The organism is Providencia sp. CIM-Carb-044 (assembly GCF_033901115.1).
GTDB classification, from domain to species: domain Bacteria; phylum Pseudomonadota; class Gammaproteobacteria; order Enterobacterales; family Enterobacteriaceae; genus Providencia; species Providencia hangzhouensis.
Genome location: NZ_JAXADV010000013.1, coordinates 87,250 through 104,874 on the forward strand (window position 1 = coordinate 87,250; position 17,625 = coordinate 104,874).

The following is a 17,625-nucleotide window of genomic DNA, read 5'->3' on the forward strand; positions in this document are numbered from 1 at the left end:
ATTACTTATGAAAGAAGCACTTGGTCTAATTGAAACCAAAGGTTTAGTGGCTTGTATTGAAGCTGCTGATGCCATGTGTAAAGCCGCAAATGTTGAGTTAATCGGTTATGAAAATGTTGGCTCAGGTCTGGTAACAGCGATGGTTAAAGGCGATGTCGGTGCCGTTAACGCAGCGGTTGAGTCAGGTGTTGAGGCTGCAAAACGTATCGGAACCGTGGTGACTTCACGCGTGATTGCGAGACCACACAACGATATTGGCAAAATTGCACAGCAACACAAAGCCTAAGTAATTGGCTGATAAAGCCAATCACACGACAAGTTAATGAATTAATTTTGGCTCCGATACGGGGGAAGACATGGTTGCATTAGACAAAGATCTGCAATCCAGACAACTGGCAAGAGAGCTAGTTAGAAACGCGAAACAAGCGCAGAAAGAGTTTGCGACATTTTCGCAGGAAAAAATCGATAATATCGTTAAACACATTGCAATTGAGTCCGCACTTCATGCAGAAGAGCTGGCAAAAATGGCCAATGAAGAGACTGGGTTCGGTAAGTGGCAAGATAAAGTCCTGAAAAACACTTTTGCTTCAATGCGTGTTTATGAACACATTAAAGATCTCAAAACCGTTGGCATCATTAATGATGACAAAGTCAACAAAGTCATGGATGTGGGGGTTCCTCTTGGTGTGATCACGGCGTTAGTTCCTTCTACTAATCCAACATCTACCATCATCTACAAAACGTTGATTGCCTTGAAGGCGGGTAATGCCATTGTCTTTTCCCCTCATCCAAATGCCAAAGCTTGCAGTTTCCGCACATTAGAAATTGTCAAAAAAGCCGCATTAGAAGCGGGTGCGCCAGCAGGAATTGTCGATGGCGTCACGATGCTAACTCTTGAAGCAACGAAAGAGCTGATGCACAGCAAAGACGTTTCTTTAATTTTGGCAACGGGAGGTGAAGGCATGGTACGCGCTGCTTACGCATCCGGTACACCAACCATCAGCGGTGGTCCAGGTAATGGCCCTGCATTTATTGAACGTAGTGCCAATATCAAGCAAGCGGTGAGTGACATCATCACCAGTAAAACTTTTGATAATGGTGTTATTTGTGCTTCAGAACAATCGATCATTGTAGAACGCTGCATTTACAACGAAGTTCATCGTGAACTGCTCGCTCAAGGCGCTTACTTCATGAATGAAGATGAAGCGAAACGCATGGCATCCATGTTGCTTAGAGCGAACGGTACTATCAACCCTGAAGTCGTTGGTAAAGATGCTATCACACTGAGTCAACGTGCAGGCTTCACTGTTCCGGCTAACACACGTGTGTTGATTGCTTTACAAGACACCGTATCACCGAAAAACCCATACTCCCGCGAAAAATTATGCCCAATTTTAGGGATGTATATCGAGGAAGATTGGCAGTCAGCTTGCCATCGTGTGGTTGACTTACTGACCAACGAAGGCCTCGGTCATACCTTGGTGATCCATACGCAGAACGAAGATGTTATTCGTCAATTCTCTCTGGAAAAACCCGTCAATCGTATTTTGATCAATACACCAGCGGCACTGGGCGGAATTGGTGCAACGACCAATATCACACCTGCTTTAACGCTCGGTTGTGGGGCAGTTGGTGGCGGTTCTAGTTCAGATAACGTCGGCCCGATGAACTTGCTGAACATCCGTAAAGTCGGTTATGGCGTACGTTCCATTGATGATTTAAGACAGCCAGCTCAGCCTTGTGCACCTGCACAGCCAACAGCATCAACTTCGGTAAATCAACCGCAAGTGAGTATTTTTGATGACAACCGTTTCCGTAACCCTGTTACGGCAGCATCACCAGCCGCAGCTAACCCAACTGGCGATAACCGATTTGGCAGCACTGTAACAACGGCTGCGACTGCTGAGGCGGTGGTTTCTCAAGGTGACATCACTGAAGAAAATGTTGAGCAAATCATCAAGGCTGTTCTCGGACGCCTAAATAAGTAACTCATTGGAATAAGGCGGTATAAACCATGATCCTCGCAAAGGTGGTCGGACATGTTGTTGCAACGCAGAAATGCCAAGAACTTAGCGGCAGTAACTTATTAATGGTTACCAAGCTAGGGGATGACCTTGAACCGTTGAAAAACAAAACGTATGTGGCAGTCGACAGTGTTGGCGCAGGTATTAACGACATTGTGTTAGCTGAAGCTTACTTCGCTTTGAATAAAGACAATTACAAAGCCATGTCAGTGGTTGCCATTGTTGAGAAGGTTTATACCAAGGAGTAAAAACAGCATGAACCAGTTTTTGATTAAACCTAAAGTCCAATTCGGTGCTAACGCATTGGATTTTATCTCACAAATGAGTGCTCACCATGCCTTTATCGTCACTGACAAAGCGATGGTGAAGTTTGGCTTAGCTGATGAAGTCACTCGCAGGCTAACCCAAAGTGGCATCACATTTTCGATTTACGACGATGTTGTGCCGGACCCAGACATTTCAGCCATTGTTAACGGCATGAAAATCATGGATATGCAATATCCAGATGTGGTGATTGCACTCGGTGGTGGGTCGGTGATTGATGCTGCGAAAGCTGTTATTTACTCCCTCTGGCACACCAGAAAAAACGTCAATCGAGTCAAACCGCAGTTTATCGCGATCCCAACCACCAGTGGGACGGGTTCAGAGGTGACTTCATTTTCAGTCATCAAGTCACAGTCTGAAAAGTTGGTTTTAGTTGACGAATTCATGCTGCCAGATGTCGCCATTTTAGACCCTGTACTGGTGAAATCCGTACCAGCTTCGATTACTGCAGATACAGGTATGGACGTGCTGTGTCATGCACTGGAAGCGTATGTTTCTCGCACCGCATCTGATTTTTCGGATGCCTTAGCAGAAAAAGCAGTGCAATTGGTTTTTGGTCACTTAATTGATTGTTATCGCGACGGTAGCAACTTAGTGGCACGCGAAAAAATGCACAACGCTTCATGTATTGCCGGTATGGCCTTTACTAACGCATCACTTGGGATAACTCACAGCTTAGCCCATGCATTAGGCGGCGTATTTCATATTCCACATGGTCGTGCCAATGCCTTATTGATGGCTCAAGTCGTGGCTTTCAATGCGGATTTTGAAGGCCGCTGTGATAGCGAAGCCGCGAAACGTTACGCGAGTCTTGCAAGAAACTTGAATTTACCTGCTTCAACAATACGTGAAGGCGTTGAGAGCTTAATTATGGCAATCAACGTATTGAAAGATGAAATGAATATGCCAAAAGGCATTCAAGCAACCGGTATTAATGAATTCGATTTTAACGCCCGTTTAGGGGAAATGGTTGGGCAAGCACTGCGCGATAGTTGCACTCCGACCAATCCACGGGATGTGAGCAAGGTGCAACTGGAAGTGCTGTATAGACAGTCTTTTTAACAGTTAACGCTTTTATGTGATGAACAACAAACTAGAAAGAACATCAGGATAGGCTAACATGAATAAATATGCTTTGACCCCACGCGTAAAAATGCTGGCTGAACGCTTAAGTGCCCGCAATAGCTCAATTATTACTGAACGTGCCAATATTTTAGAAGCGCTTGGCAACCAACTGTCTGGCGCACCGCAGGCGATTAAACCTGCACAACGTTTTTATGAATTTATCCGTCATTTTCCTGCATTTATTGCCCAAGATGAGTTGATTATTGGTAGCCAATCATCAACGCCTCGTGGGGCGATTTTCCATACTGAAAATGAAATCAACAGCCACAGCATTTATACGTTTTTAGCTGGCGATAGCGCCATTGATGCACCCGATTACTTAGCGGTATTAAACATCGGTTTTTTAGCTATCAAAGCGCAATTAGAAAATAAAGTTAGAAATATCGGCAGTGCGGTTAGCCGTAATAGTATTGATGAGGCGAATAACTGCCGCTCGGCAATTTACGCATGTGATGCCGCTATCCATTTTGCGCAAGCTTTAGCTTCTAAAGCAGAGAGCATGGCAGCAGCAGAGTCTAATCAATACCGTCGCGCAGAGTTACAAGAAAGCGCAGCAATTTTACGTAATGTGCCAGCAAAACCAGCACAAACATTCAAAGAAGCTTGCCAAGCGTTCTATTTACTGCAACTTATCCTGCATTTAGAAAATGGCAGTTATGCAGTTAACCCAATGGGGTTCGATAAAGCAGTTTACCCATTCTACCAACGCGATATTGAACAAGGCCGCTTAACCCAAGCACAAGCTTATGAGATTGTAGAAAGTTTATGGTTGAAACTGGCTGAGCTCTCTGAAGTTCGCTCAACCAAGCAAGTCGATGGCTACCCAATGTTCGATGCATTAAAAGACGGTATTTATCTGAATGACCCTCGTGTATGCATTAACGAATTATCAGCTATGATGTTATCTGCTCATGAAAACATCAGTGTCATCAATAACGGCTTAAAAGTTCGTTTATATTGCGGAAAAAACAGCATTCAGCCGCAATACGCCGCGCCAAATGCCAGCTATGTTGCTCCAACGGCACAAGCGGAAACTGAATTCAAAGTGATGGAAGGGTTAACGCCTCGCTTACAACGCTTGCGTAACCGCTACTTAGAAGCACGCCCAAGTGTGTCTATCTATCGTGCACTCGCCTTCACTGAAGTTGTCAAAAATAACCCTGGTTTACCGCCAATTCTATTGCGTGCGAAAGCATTCCGCCGCGCTTGTGAAACTGCGCCAATCTTAATTCAGCCGGAAGAACTGATTGTAGGCCATCCATGTGGTAAAGCCCGTGCGGGTGCTTTCTCTCCAGATATCGCATGGCGCTGGGTGGTCGAAGAACTCGATACCATGAGTACGCGCCCACAAGATCCATTTGTTATCTCAGAAGAAGACAAAAAAGTGATCCGCGAGGAAATCGCGCCATTCTGGGAAGGGCGCTCATTGGATGAAATTTGTGAGGCTCAATACCGCGAAGCGGGGGTATGGGAATTCAGCGGTGAAACGTTTGTCAGTGATTTGTCTTATCACCAAATCAACGGTGGTGGAGATACTTGTCCGGGTTATGACGTGCTGTTATTCACCAAAGGAATGAATGGCATTAAAGCAGATGCTCAGGCGAAACTGGCTGAGTTAAGCATGGAAAACCCAGAAGATATTGACCGTATTTATTTCTATAAAGCGTCAATTGAAACCTGTGAAGGGGTAGTGGCGTATTCACACCGTATTGCTGCGCATGCTCGTGAATTAGCCGTGCTGGAGTCAGACCAAAAACGTCGCGAAGAATTGCTGACTATCGCACAAGTCAATGAAAACGTGCCAGCGAACCCACCGGCGACGTTGCAAGAAGCATTACAAAGCATTTGGACTGTTGAGTCACTGTTTGAAATCGAAGAAAACCAAACAGGTCTTTCTTTAGGACGTCTCGACCAATATTGCTTCCCAATGTATGAAAATGACATCAAAACAGGCCGTTTAACCCAAGAACAAGCATTAGAAATGATGCAGGCGTTTATCATCAAGTGTGCTGAGTTAATGTGGATGTCGAGTGAGCTGGGTGCGAAATATTTTGCAGGTTATCAGCCATTTATCAACTTAACGGTGGGTGGGCAAAAACGTTCTGGTGGCGATGCTTGTAACGACTTAACTTACTTAATCATGGATGCGGTTCGTTTCGTTAAAGTGTATCAGCCATCGTTGGCTTGTCGTATTCATAACCAATCACCACAGAAATACATGGAAAAAATCGTTGATGTCGTGAAAGCCGGAATGGGCTTCCCTGCCTGTCACTTCGACGATTCCCACATCAAAATGATGTTGCGTAAAGGCTTTGACTTTGAAGATGCGCGTGATTACTGCTTGATGGGCTGTGTTGAGCCACAGAAATCAGGCCGTATTTATCAATGGACATCAACTGGTTACACCCAATGGCCAATCGCGATTGAGTTTGTATTAAACCGTGGTCGCATGGTGCTATTCGATAGCTACCAAGGCTTAGATACCGGTGATTTACGTGACCTGAAAACATTCGAAGACTTTGATAATGCAGTGAAAGCGCAGATTGCTCATATTATTCGCTTATCCGCTATCGGTACCGTTATCAGCCAGCGAGTTCACCGTGATGTGGCACCAAAACCCTTAATGTCTTTGCTAGTGGAAGGCTGTATGGAAAAAGGGAAAGACGTTGCAGCGGGTGGGGCGATGATCAACCACGGCCCAGGGCTGATTTTCTCTGGTCTTGCAACCTATGTTGACTCCATTGTCGCGATTCGCAAATTGGTTTATGAAGATGGTCGCTACACCCTTGAGCAAATTCGTGATGGATTATTAGCTAACTTTGAAGGCTATGACGAATTACGCCGTGACTGCTTAAATGCGCCTAAATTTGGTAACGATGATGACTATGTTGACCAATATGCGCTGGATATTACGGAGTGGACAGAGCGTGAGTGTCGTAAGTACGACATGTTGTATTCAACACTGAGTCACGGAACTTTATCCATCTCCAACAACACGCCGATTGGTGAATTAACCGCAGCGAGTGCCAATGGTCGCTTAGCGTGGATGCCGTTATCCGATGGTATCAGCCCAACACAAGGTGCGGATAAACAAGGCCCAACCGCCATCATTAAATCAATCAGCAAAATGAATGTTGAAACGATGAATATTGGTATGGTGCATAACTTTAAGTTCTTAAAAGGCTTATTGGACACACCAGAAGGCCGCCACGGCTTAATCACCTTGCTAAGAACCGCGTCTATCTTAGGAAACGGCCAAATGCAGTTCAGCTATGTCGATAACGAAATGCTGAAAAAAGCCCAGCAAGAGCCTGAGAAATACCGTGATTTAATCGTTCGTGTCGCAGGGTACAGTGCCTACTTCGTTGAACTCTGTAAAGAAGTTCAAGATGAAATTATTAGCCGTACTGTAATTGAGAAGTTCTAAACCCATGTAGGCAGGTATGAATTTATACCTGCCATTTTATAACAACAATAATAAATTCTGATTTATAAACATAGTGTTAGAGGTGCAATGATGAGCGCGGCAGAGATTAAAGGTCGGATATTTAATATCCAAAAATACTCGATTTATGATGGCGACGGTATCCGAACACTGATTTTCTTAAAAGGGTGCAATATTCGTTGCCCATGGTGCGCTAACCCAGAAGGGTTAAGTAGCCAGTTTCAAGTGATGTTTTCCCACGATAAATGCGTCAATTGTGGGAAATGCGTTGATGTCTGCCCGACAGGGATCCACTACAAAACTATTAATGAGCAAGGTGAGCAAATTCACCGCGTGAATCGCAGCATTGATTGTATCGGTTGCCGTAAATGTGAAGAAGTATGCATTGGCGGTGCATTAGACATCATGGGTAAAGATGTCACTGTGGCCGAAATGATGGATATCATCATGCAAGATTATGATTTTTATATTTCTTCCGGTGGTGGTGTAACAATCGGTGGAGGCGAAATGAGCCTACAAACCGATTTTGCAGTCGCTCTACTGCGTGAGTGTAAAAAAATGATGATCAACACCGCAATAGAAACCCAAGGTACAACATCGTTAGAAAACTATGAAAAGTTAGCTGAAGTTGTCGACCTATTCCTCTATGACATTAAACATATTGATACTGCGCAGCATAAAAATCTATTCGGTATTGGCAATGAAAATGTTCGCCGCAACCTCGAAAGATTGATTGATCTCGGCGCGAACGTGGTTGTCAGAATGCCATTAGTTCGTGGCTATAACGACTCGTTTGATGCCATTACAGGGGCGATTAACTATGCGATGGAATTATCCAAACGCGGCAATGTAAAACGCATCGATATTCTGCCTTATCACCAGTTGGGCCGCGGTAAGTACGACAAACTGGATATGATTTATCCTGTTAAGCAAGACCCAACCTATAGTGCAGAAGAATTAGACCAACTTGAAGCATTCTTCAAACAATTTGATTTCGATATTCGACTGGTTCGTCACTAAGTAGGAGAGACAGATGAAAAGTTTAGGCGTAATTGAAACTCGGGGACTGACATCCGCAATACAGGCTGCTGATGCGGCGTGTAAAGCCGCCAGTGTAGAAATTGTAGGTTATCGAAAAATCGGCTCTGGACTGGTATCCGTTTGTTTCCAAGGCGAAATCAGTGCTGTTCGCACCGCAGTTGACCATGGTATTGAAGTGATCGCCAATAGTCAGCTACTCGTCGGCTCATTAGTGATTGCGCGGCCTGAAGAAAGCGTAATCAGTAAATTGCTAACAGTGAAAAGTAAAAAAGGTGAGTTAGAGAAAAGTCTTCAGCCAGAAGTAAAAGCAGAAAAGTTAGTGGAAAAAGCGGTTGTTGAGGCTAAAACAGAAGCGCCTGTGGTTGAAGTTAAAACCGACATCAATGTGAAAGACATCAAGAATGACCCGCGTAAAGGGAAAAAATCATGATGAATGAGCAATTAATGGGGAAAATATTGGAGCGGCTTTCAGCCTATACACCAGCACAAGGCAGCGTTTCCAACATTGCTATCCCTGTCGGAATATCTAACCGCCATGTTCATCTTTCACAACAGGACGTTGAAGCCTTGTTTGGCCAAGGATATCAGCTGACGCCATTTAAAGATTTAAAACAGCCCGGGCAATTTGCGGCGAAAGAATGCGTCATGGTGGTGGGACCAAAAGGGTCGATTAGCAAAGTCAGAGTACTAGGGCCTGTTCGCCCAAAAACGCAATTAGAAGTGTCTAAGGCCGACTGCTTTGCGCTTGGTATAAAAGCGCCGGTAAGAGAGTCAGGTGACATGGCAGGTTCAGGCAATGCTTTACTGATTGGCCCAGCGGGGCATGTCAATCTTGAGTCGCAGGTTATTTGTGCTCAGCGTCATATTCATATGAGTGTGATGGACTCAAGAGCATTAAATGTGGTGAATGGGCAAAAGGTGAATATCCGTACTGAAGGTGAACGCAGCTTAGTGTTTGATGAAGTTGTCGTGAGAGTGGATGAACGTTTTTCTCTTGAGTTTCATATTGATACCGATGAAGCAAATGCCGCGGGCTTACGCAATAACGATAGCGTATTTATCGCGGGCTAAGGAGTGGTGGCAGAATGAACGAAAAACTGATCGAGCGAATTGTGCAGCAAGTTTTACGTCAGTTAAAGCGACAAGTTCTGGTGGTGCTATCGCCTGTTGAGGGGTATCAGCAAGCTATTTACCAAAGACTGGCACAGTTAGATTCTGTTTCTTTTTCCTTTTATGCCACCGCATCAATGCACCAGTCTTTTGATGTTGAAAAATGGGCTGAATTGGGAAGTGTTATAAATAAAAGCACCTTATCAATAAATAGTTTAAATCATTATGACAGCCTGTTTTTACCGTTTATTGATGCAAAAGTCGTTGGTGAGATAGCCAATGGTTTGTTTATGAGTGAGGAAAGTGAGTTAGTCTTTCATGCATTATCACAAAACATGCCGATATTGGCACTGAAATACCATTGTTGCCCTGAAAGTGAATTAAGTCAGGTTTTAGGTTTAAATAAAAATGAAAATTATAATCAGTTGATTAAAGAAAATATCACTAAAGCAATCAAGTTAGGTGTTTATTTTGATTCATTTAATGAAATAGAAAATAAATTTTTAATTCGTGATATTACTGAAAATTTAAAACCTGAAATAAATGATGAACATCCAAATCGCTATATTACTTTAAAGGAAGTAATGAATAACCCTAGGGGGTATTGCGCGAATGAAAATAAATTAACAGATTCAGCAATCGATTATTTAAAGTCTCTTAAAAAATAAAGTTATTTAATCAAATTAAAAATTAATCTTTCTATTTATTGTAGGAGTATTATCTATGTCCCCTAAAGCAAAGTCATGGCTTTGGATGCTGGCGGTTATTGTTTCTGAAACCTCAGCAACATCGACCTTAAAAATGTTTGATAATAGTGAAGGTATGACTAAATCATTATTATTGGCATTAATCGTTGTGCTATATGTTATTTGTTACTATTCACTTTCTCGGGCAGTAAAATATATTCCTGTTGGTTTGGCTTATGCAACATGGTCAGGTACAGGGATCTTAATGGTTTCTACCCTCGGCATGCTATTTTATGGGCAACACCCAGACACTGCGGCGATGATCGGTATGGCCGTGATCGCGAGTGGCATTGTGATCATGAATCTATTCTCCAAAATGGGCTCCGATGATCCGGAAGAAACTGAACCATCTAAAGATGAAACTGAGTCTTCATTATTATCAACAAAAAATAACACAGCTCATTAATTCAAAGTTAAGGGGAATATTATGTTTACTGGATTTTTATGGTTAGCGCTTTCTATTGGCTCTGAAATAACGGGTACTTCAATGATAAAAAAGACCAATAGCTTTAGCAAATTGGGTCCATCTGTATTAGTCATTGTTGCTTATTGCTTGTGTTATTTCGCACTAACCCGTGCAATGGGTTATATCCCAGTCGGTGTGGCTTATTCATTATGGTGTGGGTTTGGTATTGTCGGTGTGACACTCGTTTCTATGATTTTATATAAACAAAAACCCGATTTCCCAGCAGTATTTGCGATGGGCCTCATTATCACTGGTGGGATCATTATGAATACATTTTCAACGATGTAGTAAAAAAGAAAACGCCGTACTTCAACATACTTTCTGTTATTTATCTTTAGCCCTCATTTTTATGAGGGTTATTTTTTGCTTATCATCTGAGCCCTGTGGTGGTTTGGCTACATAAAATGACGTTCTGGCGATAAACCGCAAAGTCTGTTGTATGTTAATTTATTACACATAAGTAATTTAATTTAGGAATGGATTTATGCAAATTATTGAATGGGATGATTTTACCCGTGTTGAAATGCGTGTTGGGACTATTGTTAGTGCACAAGTCAACAGTAAAGCCAAAAAGCCAGCTTATGTTATGGAAGTTGATTTAGGCGAATTGGGTATTAAGCGCTCTAGCGCACAGATCACTGTCAATTATACGCCAGATGATTTGATTGGTAAGCAGGTACTATGTGTGTGTAACTTTGAAGTCAAGCGTATAGCAGGCATTAAATCGGAAGTGTTGATCACGGGGGCACCTGATGAAAAGGGGGCGATTGTTCTTGCTGAATTTAACTTACCTTTGCCGAATGGGGCGCTTTTAGCCTAATGCCTACATTGATTGATTTTATGGTGATAACCCACTAAAATAATTGTGTTAATAATTAACACAAAGGTGATCTTATGGCTCGTACCACAAGTGTGACAATCGGAACGCAATTAGATGAATTTGTAAATCAACTGATTTCATCTGGAAGGTATGGTTCAACAAGTGAAGTTGTTCGCTCCGCACTGCGTTTACTTGAAATTCAAGAAAAACAAACGGCTGCATTGAAGATGCTAATTGAAGAAGGTGAAAAAAGCGGTGAATCATCATTCACACTCCATGATATAGCCAAAAAAATGAAGACCGCACATAATGTATAAACTTTCTAACTTAGCCGCTAAAGATTTTGAAGGAATATTTGAATATACTTTGGTGAATTTTGGTGTCAGTAAAGCGGATGAGTATACTAAAAGTTTACATTGTGCGTTAGAAATGTTGAGCTCCAATCCTTTGATAGGACTGAAGTGTGCGGAAATTTCAGAGGGGATTAGGCGTTATAATCATTCTAAGCATGTCATTTTTTATCGGCAGAGAACCAAAGATATCTTTGTTATACGAGTTCTTCACCAGCAAATGGAACCGCTGAAACATTTTTATTTTGATGAATTTGATAGATAGGCCAGTCACTTCCTCTATAGCAATATTACCACCTATAGTCCTATACTCTTGCTATTCATTGACCGTGGGAGTGCAACCCTTTGCGATTACCTGAGCTTCATTTTCGCCAATATTCGAACGACGTCATTTCTCATCAACATGATGGGCAGTGGCAAGTCGTTTTGTCGTTATCTGGGCAGATGGAAATTAATATGTACCGGCAACATTTTCTGTTAAATGCAGGAAAGGGGGTCGTGATCCCGCCTAGTGTGAGTCATGCATTTAGCGGGCAGCTAGGAAATCAAAACTACGTATTAGAAATGCCAGCCACAGCACAATGGGCATTAAATGAAAAAATGACGCAATTTACTCTGACACCTGCCGCAATTGGTCTTTTGAATTGGTTGCAAAACTTCCCACAAGCTCCGGAACATAATTTTACGGTTGCTCGTCTATTGTTGGCACAGTTAAAACCTGAAAATAAATGGATTGATGAGCTTTCTCAATGGGTGGAACTGCGTCTACACCATCCTATTAGTTGTGAAGATATGGCAACGGCTTTTTGTATGTCAGTGAGTACGCTTCAACGAAAAATAAAGGCTGAAACACAGTTAACGGCGATGCAGTTTCTATTACAAAAACGCATGGAAGCGGCAGGGCGCTTATTATTATCCAATAAATCAATAGAACAAATTGCATTAGCGGTGGGCTATGACTCACATTCGGCATTTAGTCATGCATTTCGCCAATTTTATAGCAAAACACCGAATGAATATCGTTTGCAGGGAAGTCACTTACGGTAGGTTATTTGGGGAGCTTTGTTGCCAGATAAAAATTAGCCACCTCGCCCGCAGCCAATTTTTATCTTTTTACTGCTTAGACCATGCGGATCCCTTCAAATGGGTTCCAGTTGTCCAATCCTTTGGTTTCTTTAATATAGTAAGCATAATTGGCAACCATGGCCCACAGCGCTGACATACCGACAGATACCCCTGTAAAGACGGCATTAGGGATTGTTCCACCAATCATAAAATCAATAATATTCAAAACTAGACCAACCCCAAGAGTGATACCAAGCATCACCAACCCTTTCTTCCACAGCCCTAAAATCAAGAAGTAAATAATACCGAAGAAGAAGGCAAAAATGTTCATATTAATGAGAATACGCTTACCGAAAGAGGCGGCTTTCAACGCTGCTTTGAATTCAGGCGTATCAGGAGCACCATGCTTATCAAAAAAGTCGAAACGTTCTTGCCATTTATTAGAATATTGTTTCTGTTCCATTTTCCATCTCTTGCTTATTAATAAGTATAAAATAGGGATTGATAATACTTGGATAACCATATAAAAAAGAGGTAAATAGTCTTAATATGACTATTAAGGGGCATTTTTAATAACGAATCAAGCAAAGAGAAATAAAGGAAGAATGATTAAGATAAATAGTAAACGGATAATGGATTAATTTATTGTAAGACTTACCTACATTATTTGGTATTTGACTTATTGGCTATTTGTTCAGAAATTGAATTTGCATAGTTGCCATGTAAAAAATCAGTATTTACATTAGCTTGTTTGAGTTTTAGTTCGAGTAAAGCTAATTGCTTACTCACCGACGTATAATTGGGGTCGTCCACAGAGAGACCTTGTAGCATATGGCTTAGTGTTAGTGCATCTTTCCTTTGTTGTAATTCAGTGGGTAAATAGCCCGAGTTCTTTAATATTCGATACCCAGCCCTAAGTTCAGGTGGAACTAAACTATCATCTTCAAGCTGTAACATTTTTCCCTCCCCATTTAAATTTGAAAGCTCCCCTTTACTCAGAGCTTCTTGAATATGGCGTTCTGCCCAAAGATCAATGACTGACATGATGTGACTCCATGAATTGATTTTTTACTATTATAGCCTTCCATATCAATATAAAGAAAGTTGGTAGATTATTCTTTGTTGGGGTTGTTATTCCGAATTATAAGTAAGGTTTTATCGAGTGTTTATAAATAAGGTTTTTACTATTAATATGAAATAAAACTGCTAAAAAATAATATTTAATTAGTGATAAATGACGAATAAACGTCATGGATAATATGAAAATTGTTATATTGACCACACTTATAGAAATTAATTTATCTGATTTACCTTGGTTTTAATTAACGTCTTTATTTAAATTAATAATATTAATGCCTAATAAAAATGAATTATCCCTAATTATGTTGAATTTTATGTCTAAATCGTGTGAATTTTGTTGATTTGAAATGATCTATTTGTAAATGGTAAAAAACAAAAACATTGTGTAATGTCCGTTTTTCTTGTTTATAAGGAGAAAATATGGAACAAAAGAAGCAAGAGGGAAGCCGTTTTTTGCGAACGGTTGAGTGGCTAGGTAATGCACTACCACATCCCGTCATTTTATTTATTATTTTAATTGCAATTTTATTAGTTTCCTCAGCAATTGGTCAGTACTTTGGTGTAAGCGTGCCAGATCCGCGCCCAGAAGGCGCAAAAGGGCGGGCAGAAGACGGTATTATTCATATTGTAAGTTTATTGGATGCCGAAGGGATCCGAAAAATTATTGCGAATGTCGTCACCAACTTTACAGGTTTCGCACCATTAGGGACGGTATTAGTGGCATTATTAGGGGTTGGAATTGCAGAGCGGGCCGGCTTACTTTCCGCGGCTATGCGCTTAATTGTCACCAAAGCTCCACGAAAATTAACCACAATGGCTATCGTGTTTGCGGGGATCATGTCAAACACCGCCGCAGAATTGGGCTATGTGGTACTTATTCCACTGGCTGCCATTATTTTCCACTCATTAGGTCGTCATCCTTTAGCGGGTCTTGCCGCCGCATTTGCTGGTGTTTCAGGTGGTTATTCAGCAAACTTACTATTAGGTACGGTTGACCCGTTACTTTCGGGTATCACTCAGCAAGCTGCGCAAATCATTGATCCAACTTATATCGTGGGTGCAGAAGCAAACTGGTACTTTATGTTTGCCAGTACGTTTTTAATCACTATTTTAGGTTATTTGATCACCGAAAAAATTGTGGAACCCCAGTTGGGTCCATATACAGGTGGTGCCGTTGATGAAGATGAAAATAGCCTTTATGCTTCTGCAAACGTTACTCCACTTGAGAAAAAAGCGTTATTCTGGGCATCAGTTACCTTCTGGGGATTAGCGGCAATTTTGGCGTTGATGGTGGTACCAGAGAACGGAATATTACGGAATCAGGAAACGGGATTAGTCAGCAACTCGCCTTTCCTAAAAGGCATCGTGGTGTTCATTTTCGTGTTTTTTGCCGTCCCGGGTATTGTGTATGGCTATATTGCTAAAACTATGCGTTCTGATAAAGACATTGTTGACGCAATGGCAGGGGCAATGAGTACTCTTGGCTTATATCTGGTTATCATTTTCTTTGCCGCACAATTTGTTGCTTTTTTTGGTTGGACAAACATCGGGCAAGTTATCGCAGTTAAAGGTGCCAACTTCTTAAATAGTATCGACCTTCACGGTGGTGTGCTGTTTATTGGCTTTATTCTTATCTGTGCATTTATTAATTTAATGATTGGCTCAGCATCAGCCCAATGGGCGGTAACGGCACCTATTTTTGTTCCTATGCTAATGTTAGCGGGCTATGCGCCAGAAACTATTCAAGCGGCATACCGAATTGGTGATTCGGTCACGAATATTATCACACCGATGATGAGCTACTTTGGCTTAATTATGGCGATTGTTGTGAAATATAAGAAAGATGCAGGGATTGGTACACTTGTCTCAATGATGTTGCCTTATTCCATCATTTTCTTCATTGGTTGGTCATTATTCTTTATCGTATGGGTATTTGTATTAGGGATTCCTGTAGGGCCTGGTTCCCCGATTTATTTCACACCGGGAAGTTAGCGTTTTGATATTTAATTGAAAAACCATTGGTTGCCCTATTTTTAATTCATTGGATGAAGGGCAACCAATGAGGATGTAAGTTATGATTTTGTTATTTTAAACATAGGAACTAGATTAGATAGTAATTATAAAAATAAACTGCTGTGAGTGAGACAGTTTATTTTACTAAGTACCAACAATTACAATATTACGGTAAAAATTATTTTTATACTTAATAGAATGAAAGAGCTAATCAAATCCCTCCCAGAAATAGTCCTTTAGTTTTATTTTATCGTTCAAGTCAAAAATAATACCTTCATCTATAAGGGCTTGTTTGTGACGTAGATAGCACTCGCCTTTGACTGATAACTTACCCTGACTATTAATAATACGGTGGCAAGGCAAAGAACTTCCCGCAGGGATGGTTCTAATAACTTGGCAAACTTGGCGTACATGAGCTGGGTAACCTGCCATTTTTGCCAACGTTCCGTAAGTGACAACTCTACCTCTTGGGATACTCCCTATAAGACTATAAATGATGTCTCGGAAAGATGGCGCGTTGTTCATGGTTATAGCCTCAATTACGATGGGTGTTTATCAACCTAAATATGTAGGCGTTGGTGGGCAGTGCATGATTAAATTGTATAGCAAGTTTGTCAATGTGATAGTTTTCTTTGGCGGAAATCACCACAATGGGATGAGAGGGGGAAGTATCTGTTTTATGACTTGAGTTTTAAGCTGTAAATGGTGTTGAATTAAGTAATTATATTTTTCATGAGCGTAGAGGATCTTTGATTTGAATTACCTCTTTCTTAATATCACACGCCTTCTTTATATTTCTACTATTTTTACTAATAGTAAGTGACATTGTAGAGATTAAGGCAAAAATCTCATTATCTCTCCTCCATTTTAGGCTAAGCCAATACCACCGCACAAAGGTGATATTGACTTAATACAAACCTAAAACTCACTAACGGTAGGTAAATAAAACATTCACAGTGTTACTGAACTGCCCTGATTTAATGGCTTCAGCATCTTTCTTGGATAACTCGATACTGTAAGGGAAATAGCCGGGCTGTTGTTTACTGATACTCCCTTTATAATAATACTGATCAAATGCAACCTGTTGGTTATTGGTTCTGTCTGTAATTGCAGCTTGTAGACCATTGTTAAAGACGATGTACTTTTTATTTATCACGCCACTGTTGCTTTGGAACGCAACACTGACTTCTAATGCCGCATCACACGTTGAATCGGGCACTAAATCTAATGAAAAGTTTTCTCTAACTGTTTGACCACCTTCAAAATTTTCAGCTGTGAGCTCTTTAAAATCAACCACTTTATCGCTCATGCGGACAATCGGTGTTGGGCAATAGTTCACCAATTTCCCGATAATCCTCGCCTGATAGATATCCCCTAAACTTTTTCTCTGGTAATCACTGTGATAACCAACATTAAAAACACCAGTATCAAAAGATTTTAACTCTCCCGTACCTCTGACCACTCGATACGTGTAACCAAATAGCACATTTTTAGGGCCCGCTTCCCAGACGCCCACTTCTAACTGCGGGGTGTTGGCCGCAGTTATTTCAACAGAGCCACTATACATACTGTCCTGATAAAGCCTAACACCGCTGTTTCTAAGTGTATTTTTTATGGTTGTTGGCGTTTGGTTGTTAAACCAAATTGTCCGCTCCGCCTTTGAGCCTGAAAACACACAAGCCCATGAAAAGAAACCACTACTGGCAGAGCCCAATAGCGTGCCGGGAGCAACGGTGCCGGGGGTTGTATTCATATCAATATAGACTTCAGGGAGTGGGTTCCACGCATTTCCCGTCGAGCCGGGTACACTATTACCCGGTCGGCATGTCACTCCGGCATACGCGGCAGAAGTTGACATCAGAAGGAGAAAGAATACGCCACTTTGCCATGACCGTTTTTTAAATTTCATTTCAGTAAGTTCCCACATTTGTATTTTTTATTTCGCCTGTGGCAATAATTGGCAAGGCTGTGCTGCGGCGCACTGGTATTTATTAAATTTCAGACCACCGAAGTCAT

The 17,625-nt window shown here is 41.5% G+C and carries 20 protein-coding genes; 16 read left to right on the plus strand and 4 right to left on the minus strand.

Annotation, left to right across the window (positions count from 1 at the left end):
* The first annotated feature begins 7 nt into the window (after positions 1-7).
* The 15 genes from SJ312_RS19570 to SJ312_RS19640 all read left to right on the plus strand — a co-directional run bounded on the left by SJ312_RS19570 (position 8) and on the right by SJ312_RS19640 (position 12,498).
* Entirely contained in the window at positions 8-286 is a 279-nt protein-coding gene (locus tag SJ312_RS19570; RefSeq protein WP_004259063.1) for a BMC domain-containing protein, read from the plus strand.
* A gap of 70 nt (positions 287-356) precedes the next feature.
* Positions 357-1,988 carry an acetaldehyde dehydrogenase (acetylating) gene (locus SJ312_RS19575; protein ID WP_110591169.1) on the plus strand — a complete coding sequence of 544 codons (1,632 nt, stop codon included), beginning with the start codon at positions 357-359 and terminating at the stop codon, positions 1,986-1,988.
* A gap of 26 nt (positions 1,989-2,014) precedes the next feature.
* Positions 2,015-2,272 (plus strand): EutN/CcmL family microcompartment protein, encoded by a 258-nt coding sequence (locus tag SJ312_RS19580; protein WP_004259057.1) that lies wholly within the window; start codon positions 2,015-2,017, stop codon positions 2,270-2,272.
* A gap of 7 nt (positions 2,273-2,279) precedes the next feature.
* Positions 2,280-3,410: a 1-propanol dehydrogenase PduQ gene (locus SJ312_RS19585; protein ID WP_004259053.1), complete on the plus strand. Its 1,131-nt coding sequence runs from the start codon at positions 2,280-2,282 to the stop codon at positions 3,408-3,410.
* Between the two features lie 58 nt (positions 3,411-3,468).
* Positions 3,469-6,900: a choline trimethylamine-lyase gene (gene cutC / locus SJ312_RS19590; RefSeq protein WP_164456064.1), complete on the plus strand. Its 3,432-nt coding sequence runs from the start codon at positions 3,469-3,471 to the stop codon at positions 6,898-6,900.
* 87 nt (positions 6,901-6,987) lie between these two features.
* Positions 6,988-7,938, plus strand: a complete 951-nt coding sequence (cutD, locus tag SJ312_RS19595) for a choline TMA-lyase-activating enzyme (RefSeq protein WP_004259033.1) — start codon at positions 6,988-6,990, stop codon at positions 7,936-7,938.
* Positions 7,939-7,951: 13 nt separating this feature from the next.
* Positions 7,952-8,389, plus strand: coding sequence for a BMC domain-containing protein (locus SJ312_RS19600; RefSeq protein ID WP_047757251.1), 438 nt, complete (start codon positions 7,952-7,954; stop codon positions 8,387-8,389).
* On the plus strand, positions 8,386-9,030 hold the full coding sequence (locus SJ312_RS19605; protein WP_004259030.1) for a phosphate propanoyltransferase: 645 nt from the start codon (positions 8,386-8,388) through the stop codon (positions 9,028-9,030). Before SJ312_RS19600 ends, SJ312_RS19605 begins: the two co-directional genes overlap by 4 nt.
* 41 nt (positions 9,031-9,071) lie before the next feature.
* Positions 9,072-9,737 (plus strand): hypothetical protein, encoded by a 666-nt coding sequence (locus SJ312_RS19610; protein WP_226617001.1) that lies wholly within the window; start codon positions 9,072-9,074, stop codon positions 9,735-9,737.
* 55 nt (positions 9,738-9,792) lie between these two features.
* Positions 9,793-10,221, plus strand: a complete 429-nt coding sequence (locus tag SJ312_RS19615) for a DMT family transporter (protein WP_004259023.1) — start codon at positions 9,793-9,795, stop codon at positions 10,219-10,221.
* A gap of 21 nt (positions 10,222-10,242) precedes the next feature.
* Entirely contained in the window at positions 10,243-10,569 is a 327-nt protein-coding gene (locus SJ312_RS19620; RefSeq protein ID WP_004259019.1) for a DMT family transporter, read from the plus strand.
* A gap of 196 nt (positions 10,570-10,765) precedes the next feature.
* Positions 10,766-11,101 carry a tRNA-binding protein gene (locus tag SJ312_RS19625; RefSeq protein WP_110591171.1) on the plus strand — a complete coding sequence of 112 codons (336 nt, stop codon included), beginning with the start codon at positions 10,766-10,768 and terminating at the stop codon, positions 11,099-11,101.
* A 74-nt stretch (positions 11,102-11,175) separates the two neighbouring features.
* Complete coding sequence (locus SJ312_RS19630; protein WP_094961552.1) at positions 11,176-11,418, plus strand: type II toxin-antitoxin system ParD family antitoxin; 243 nt, start codon at positions 11,176-11,178, stop codon at positions 11,416-11,418.
* The gene (locus tag SJ312_RS19635) at positions 11,411-11,716 is read left to right on the plus strand and encodes a type II toxin-antitoxin system RelE/ParE family toxin (RefSeq protein ID WP_047757257.1); all 306 of its coding nucleotides are present in this window, start codon (positions 11,411-11,413) and stop codon (positions 11,714-11,716) included. Before SJ312_RS19630 ends, SJ312_RS19635 begins: the two co-directional genes overlap by 8 nt.
* An 80-nt stretch (positions 11,717-11,796) precedes the next feature.
* Entirely contained in the window at positions 11,797-12,498 is a 702-nt protein-coding gene (locus tag SJ312_RS19640) for a helix-turn-helix domain-containing protein (RefSeq protein ID WP_036958053.1), read from the plus strand.
* A gap of 73 nt (positions 12,499-12,571) precedes the next feature.
* Here SJ312_RS19640 and SJ312_RS19645 read toward each other — a convergent pair whose 3' ends face one another.
* Both SJ312_RS19645 and SJ312_RS19650 read right to left on the minus strand, forming a co-directional pair.
* Positions 12,572-12,979, minus strand: coding sequence for a DUF2628 domain-containing protein (locus SJ312_RS19645; protein ID WP_036958052.1), 408 nt, complete (start codon positions 12,977-12,979; stop codon positions 12,572-12,574).
* Between the two features lie 200 nt (positions 12,980-13,179).
* Complete coding sequence (locus tag SJ312_RS19650) at positions 13,180-13,560, minus strand: DUF1992 domain-containing protein (RefSeq protein ID WP_004259005.1); 381 nt, start codon at positions 13,558-13,560, stop codon at positions 13,180-13,182.
* A 456-nt stretch (positions 13,561-14,016) separates the two neighbouring features.
* Between SJ312_RS19650 and SJ312_RS19655 the strand changes: the two genes are divergently transcribed.
* The gene (locus SJ312_RS19655) at positions 14,017-15,588 is read left to right on the plus strand and encodes an AbgT family transporter (RefSeq protein ID WP_110591172.1); all 1,572 of its coding nucleotides are present in this window, start codon (positions 14,017-14,019) and stop codon (positions 15,586-15,588) included.
* 228 nt (positions 15,589-15,816) lie between these two features.
* Here SJ312_RS19655 and SJ312_RS19660 read toward each other — a convergent pair whose 3' ends face one another.
* Together SJ312_RS19660 and SJ312_RS19665 are read right to left on the minus strand one after the other, a co-directional pair.
* Positions 15,817-16,134 carry an MGMT family protein gene (locus tag SJ312_RS19660; RefSeq protein WP_094961548.1) on the minus strand — a complete coding sequence of 106 codons (318 nt, stop codon included), beginning with the start codon at positions 16,132-16,134 and terminating at the stop codon, positions 15,817-15,819.
* Positions 16,135-16,537: 403 nt separating this feature from the next.
* Complete coding sequence (locus SJ312_RS19665) at positions 16,538-17,518, minus strand: hypothetical protein (protein WP_319868228.1); 981 nt, start codon at positions 17,516-17,518, stop codon at positions 16,538-16,540.
* Between the last annotated feature and the right edge of the window lie 107 nt (positions 17,519-17,625).

Coding starts and splice junctions, on each gene's coding strand:
- SJ312_RS19570 (WP_004259063.1), top strand. CDS start 8: ATGAAAGAAGCACTTGGTCTAATTGAAACCAAAGGTTTAGTGGCTTGT.
- SJ312_RS19575 (WP_110591169.1), top strand. CDS start 357: ATGGTTGCATTAGACAAAGATCTGCAATCCAGACAACTGGCAAGAGAG.
- SJ312_RS19580 (WP_004259057.1), top strand. CDS start 2,015: ATGATCCTCGCAAAGGTGGTCGGACATGTTGTTGCAACGCAGAAATGC.
- SJ312_RS19585 (WP_004259053.1), top strand. CDS start 2,280: ATGAACCAGTTTTTGATTAAACCTAAAGTCCAATTCGGTGCTAACGCA.
- cutC (WP_164456064.1), top strand. CDS start 3,469: ATGAATAAATATGCTTTGACCCCACGCGTAAAAATGCTGGCTGAACGC.
- cutD (WP_004259033.1), top strand. CDS start 6,988: ATGATGAGCGCGGCAGAGATTAAAGGTCGGATATTTAATATCCAAAAA.
- SJ312_RS19600 (WP_047757251.1), top strand. CDS start 7,952: ATGAAAAGTTTAGGCGTAATTGAAACTCGGGGACTGACATCCGCAATA.
- SJ312_RS19605 (WP_004259030.1), top strand. CDS start 8,386: ATGATGAATGAGCAATTAATGGGGAAAATATTGGAGCGGCTTTCAGCC.
- SJ312_RS19615 (WP_004259023.1), top strand. CDS start 9,793: ATGTCCCCTAAAGCAAAGTCATGGCTTTGGATGCTGGCGGTTATTGTT.
- SJ312_RS19620 (WP_004259019.1), top strand. CDS start 10,243: ATGTTTACTGGATTTTTATGGTTAGCGCTTTCTATTGGCTCTGAAATA.
- SJ312_RS19625 (WP_110591171.1), top strand. CDS start 10,766: ATGCAAATTATTGAATGGGATGATTTTACCCGTGTTGAAATGCGTGTT.
- SJ312_RS19630 (WP_094961552.1), top strand. CDS start 11,176: ATGGCTCGTACCACAAGTGTGACAATCGGAACGCAATTAGATGAATTT.
- SJ312_RS19635 (WP_047757257.1), top strand. CDS start 11,411: ATGTATAAACTTTCTAACTTAGCCGCTAAAGATTTTGAAGGAATATTT.
- SJ312_RS19645 (WP_036958052.1), bottom strand. CDS start 12,979: ATGGAACAGAAACAATATTCTAATAAATGGCAAGAACGTTTCGACTTT.
- SJ312_RS19650 (WP_004259005.1), bottom strand. CDS start 13,560: ATGTCAGTCATTGATCTTTGGGCAGAACGCCATATTCAAGAAGCTCTG.
- SJ312_RS19655 (WP_110591172.1), top strand. CDS start 14,017: ATGGAACAAAAGAAGCAAGAGGGAAGCCGTTTTTTGCGAACGGTTGAG.
- SJ312_RS19660 (WP_094961548.1), bottom strand. CDS start 16,134: ATGAACAACGCGCCATCTTTCCGAGACATCATTTATAGTCTTATAGGG.
- SJ312_RS19665 (WP_319868228.1), bottom strand. CDS start 17,518: ATGAAATTTAAAAAACGGTCATGGCAAAGTGGCGTATTCTTTCTCCTT.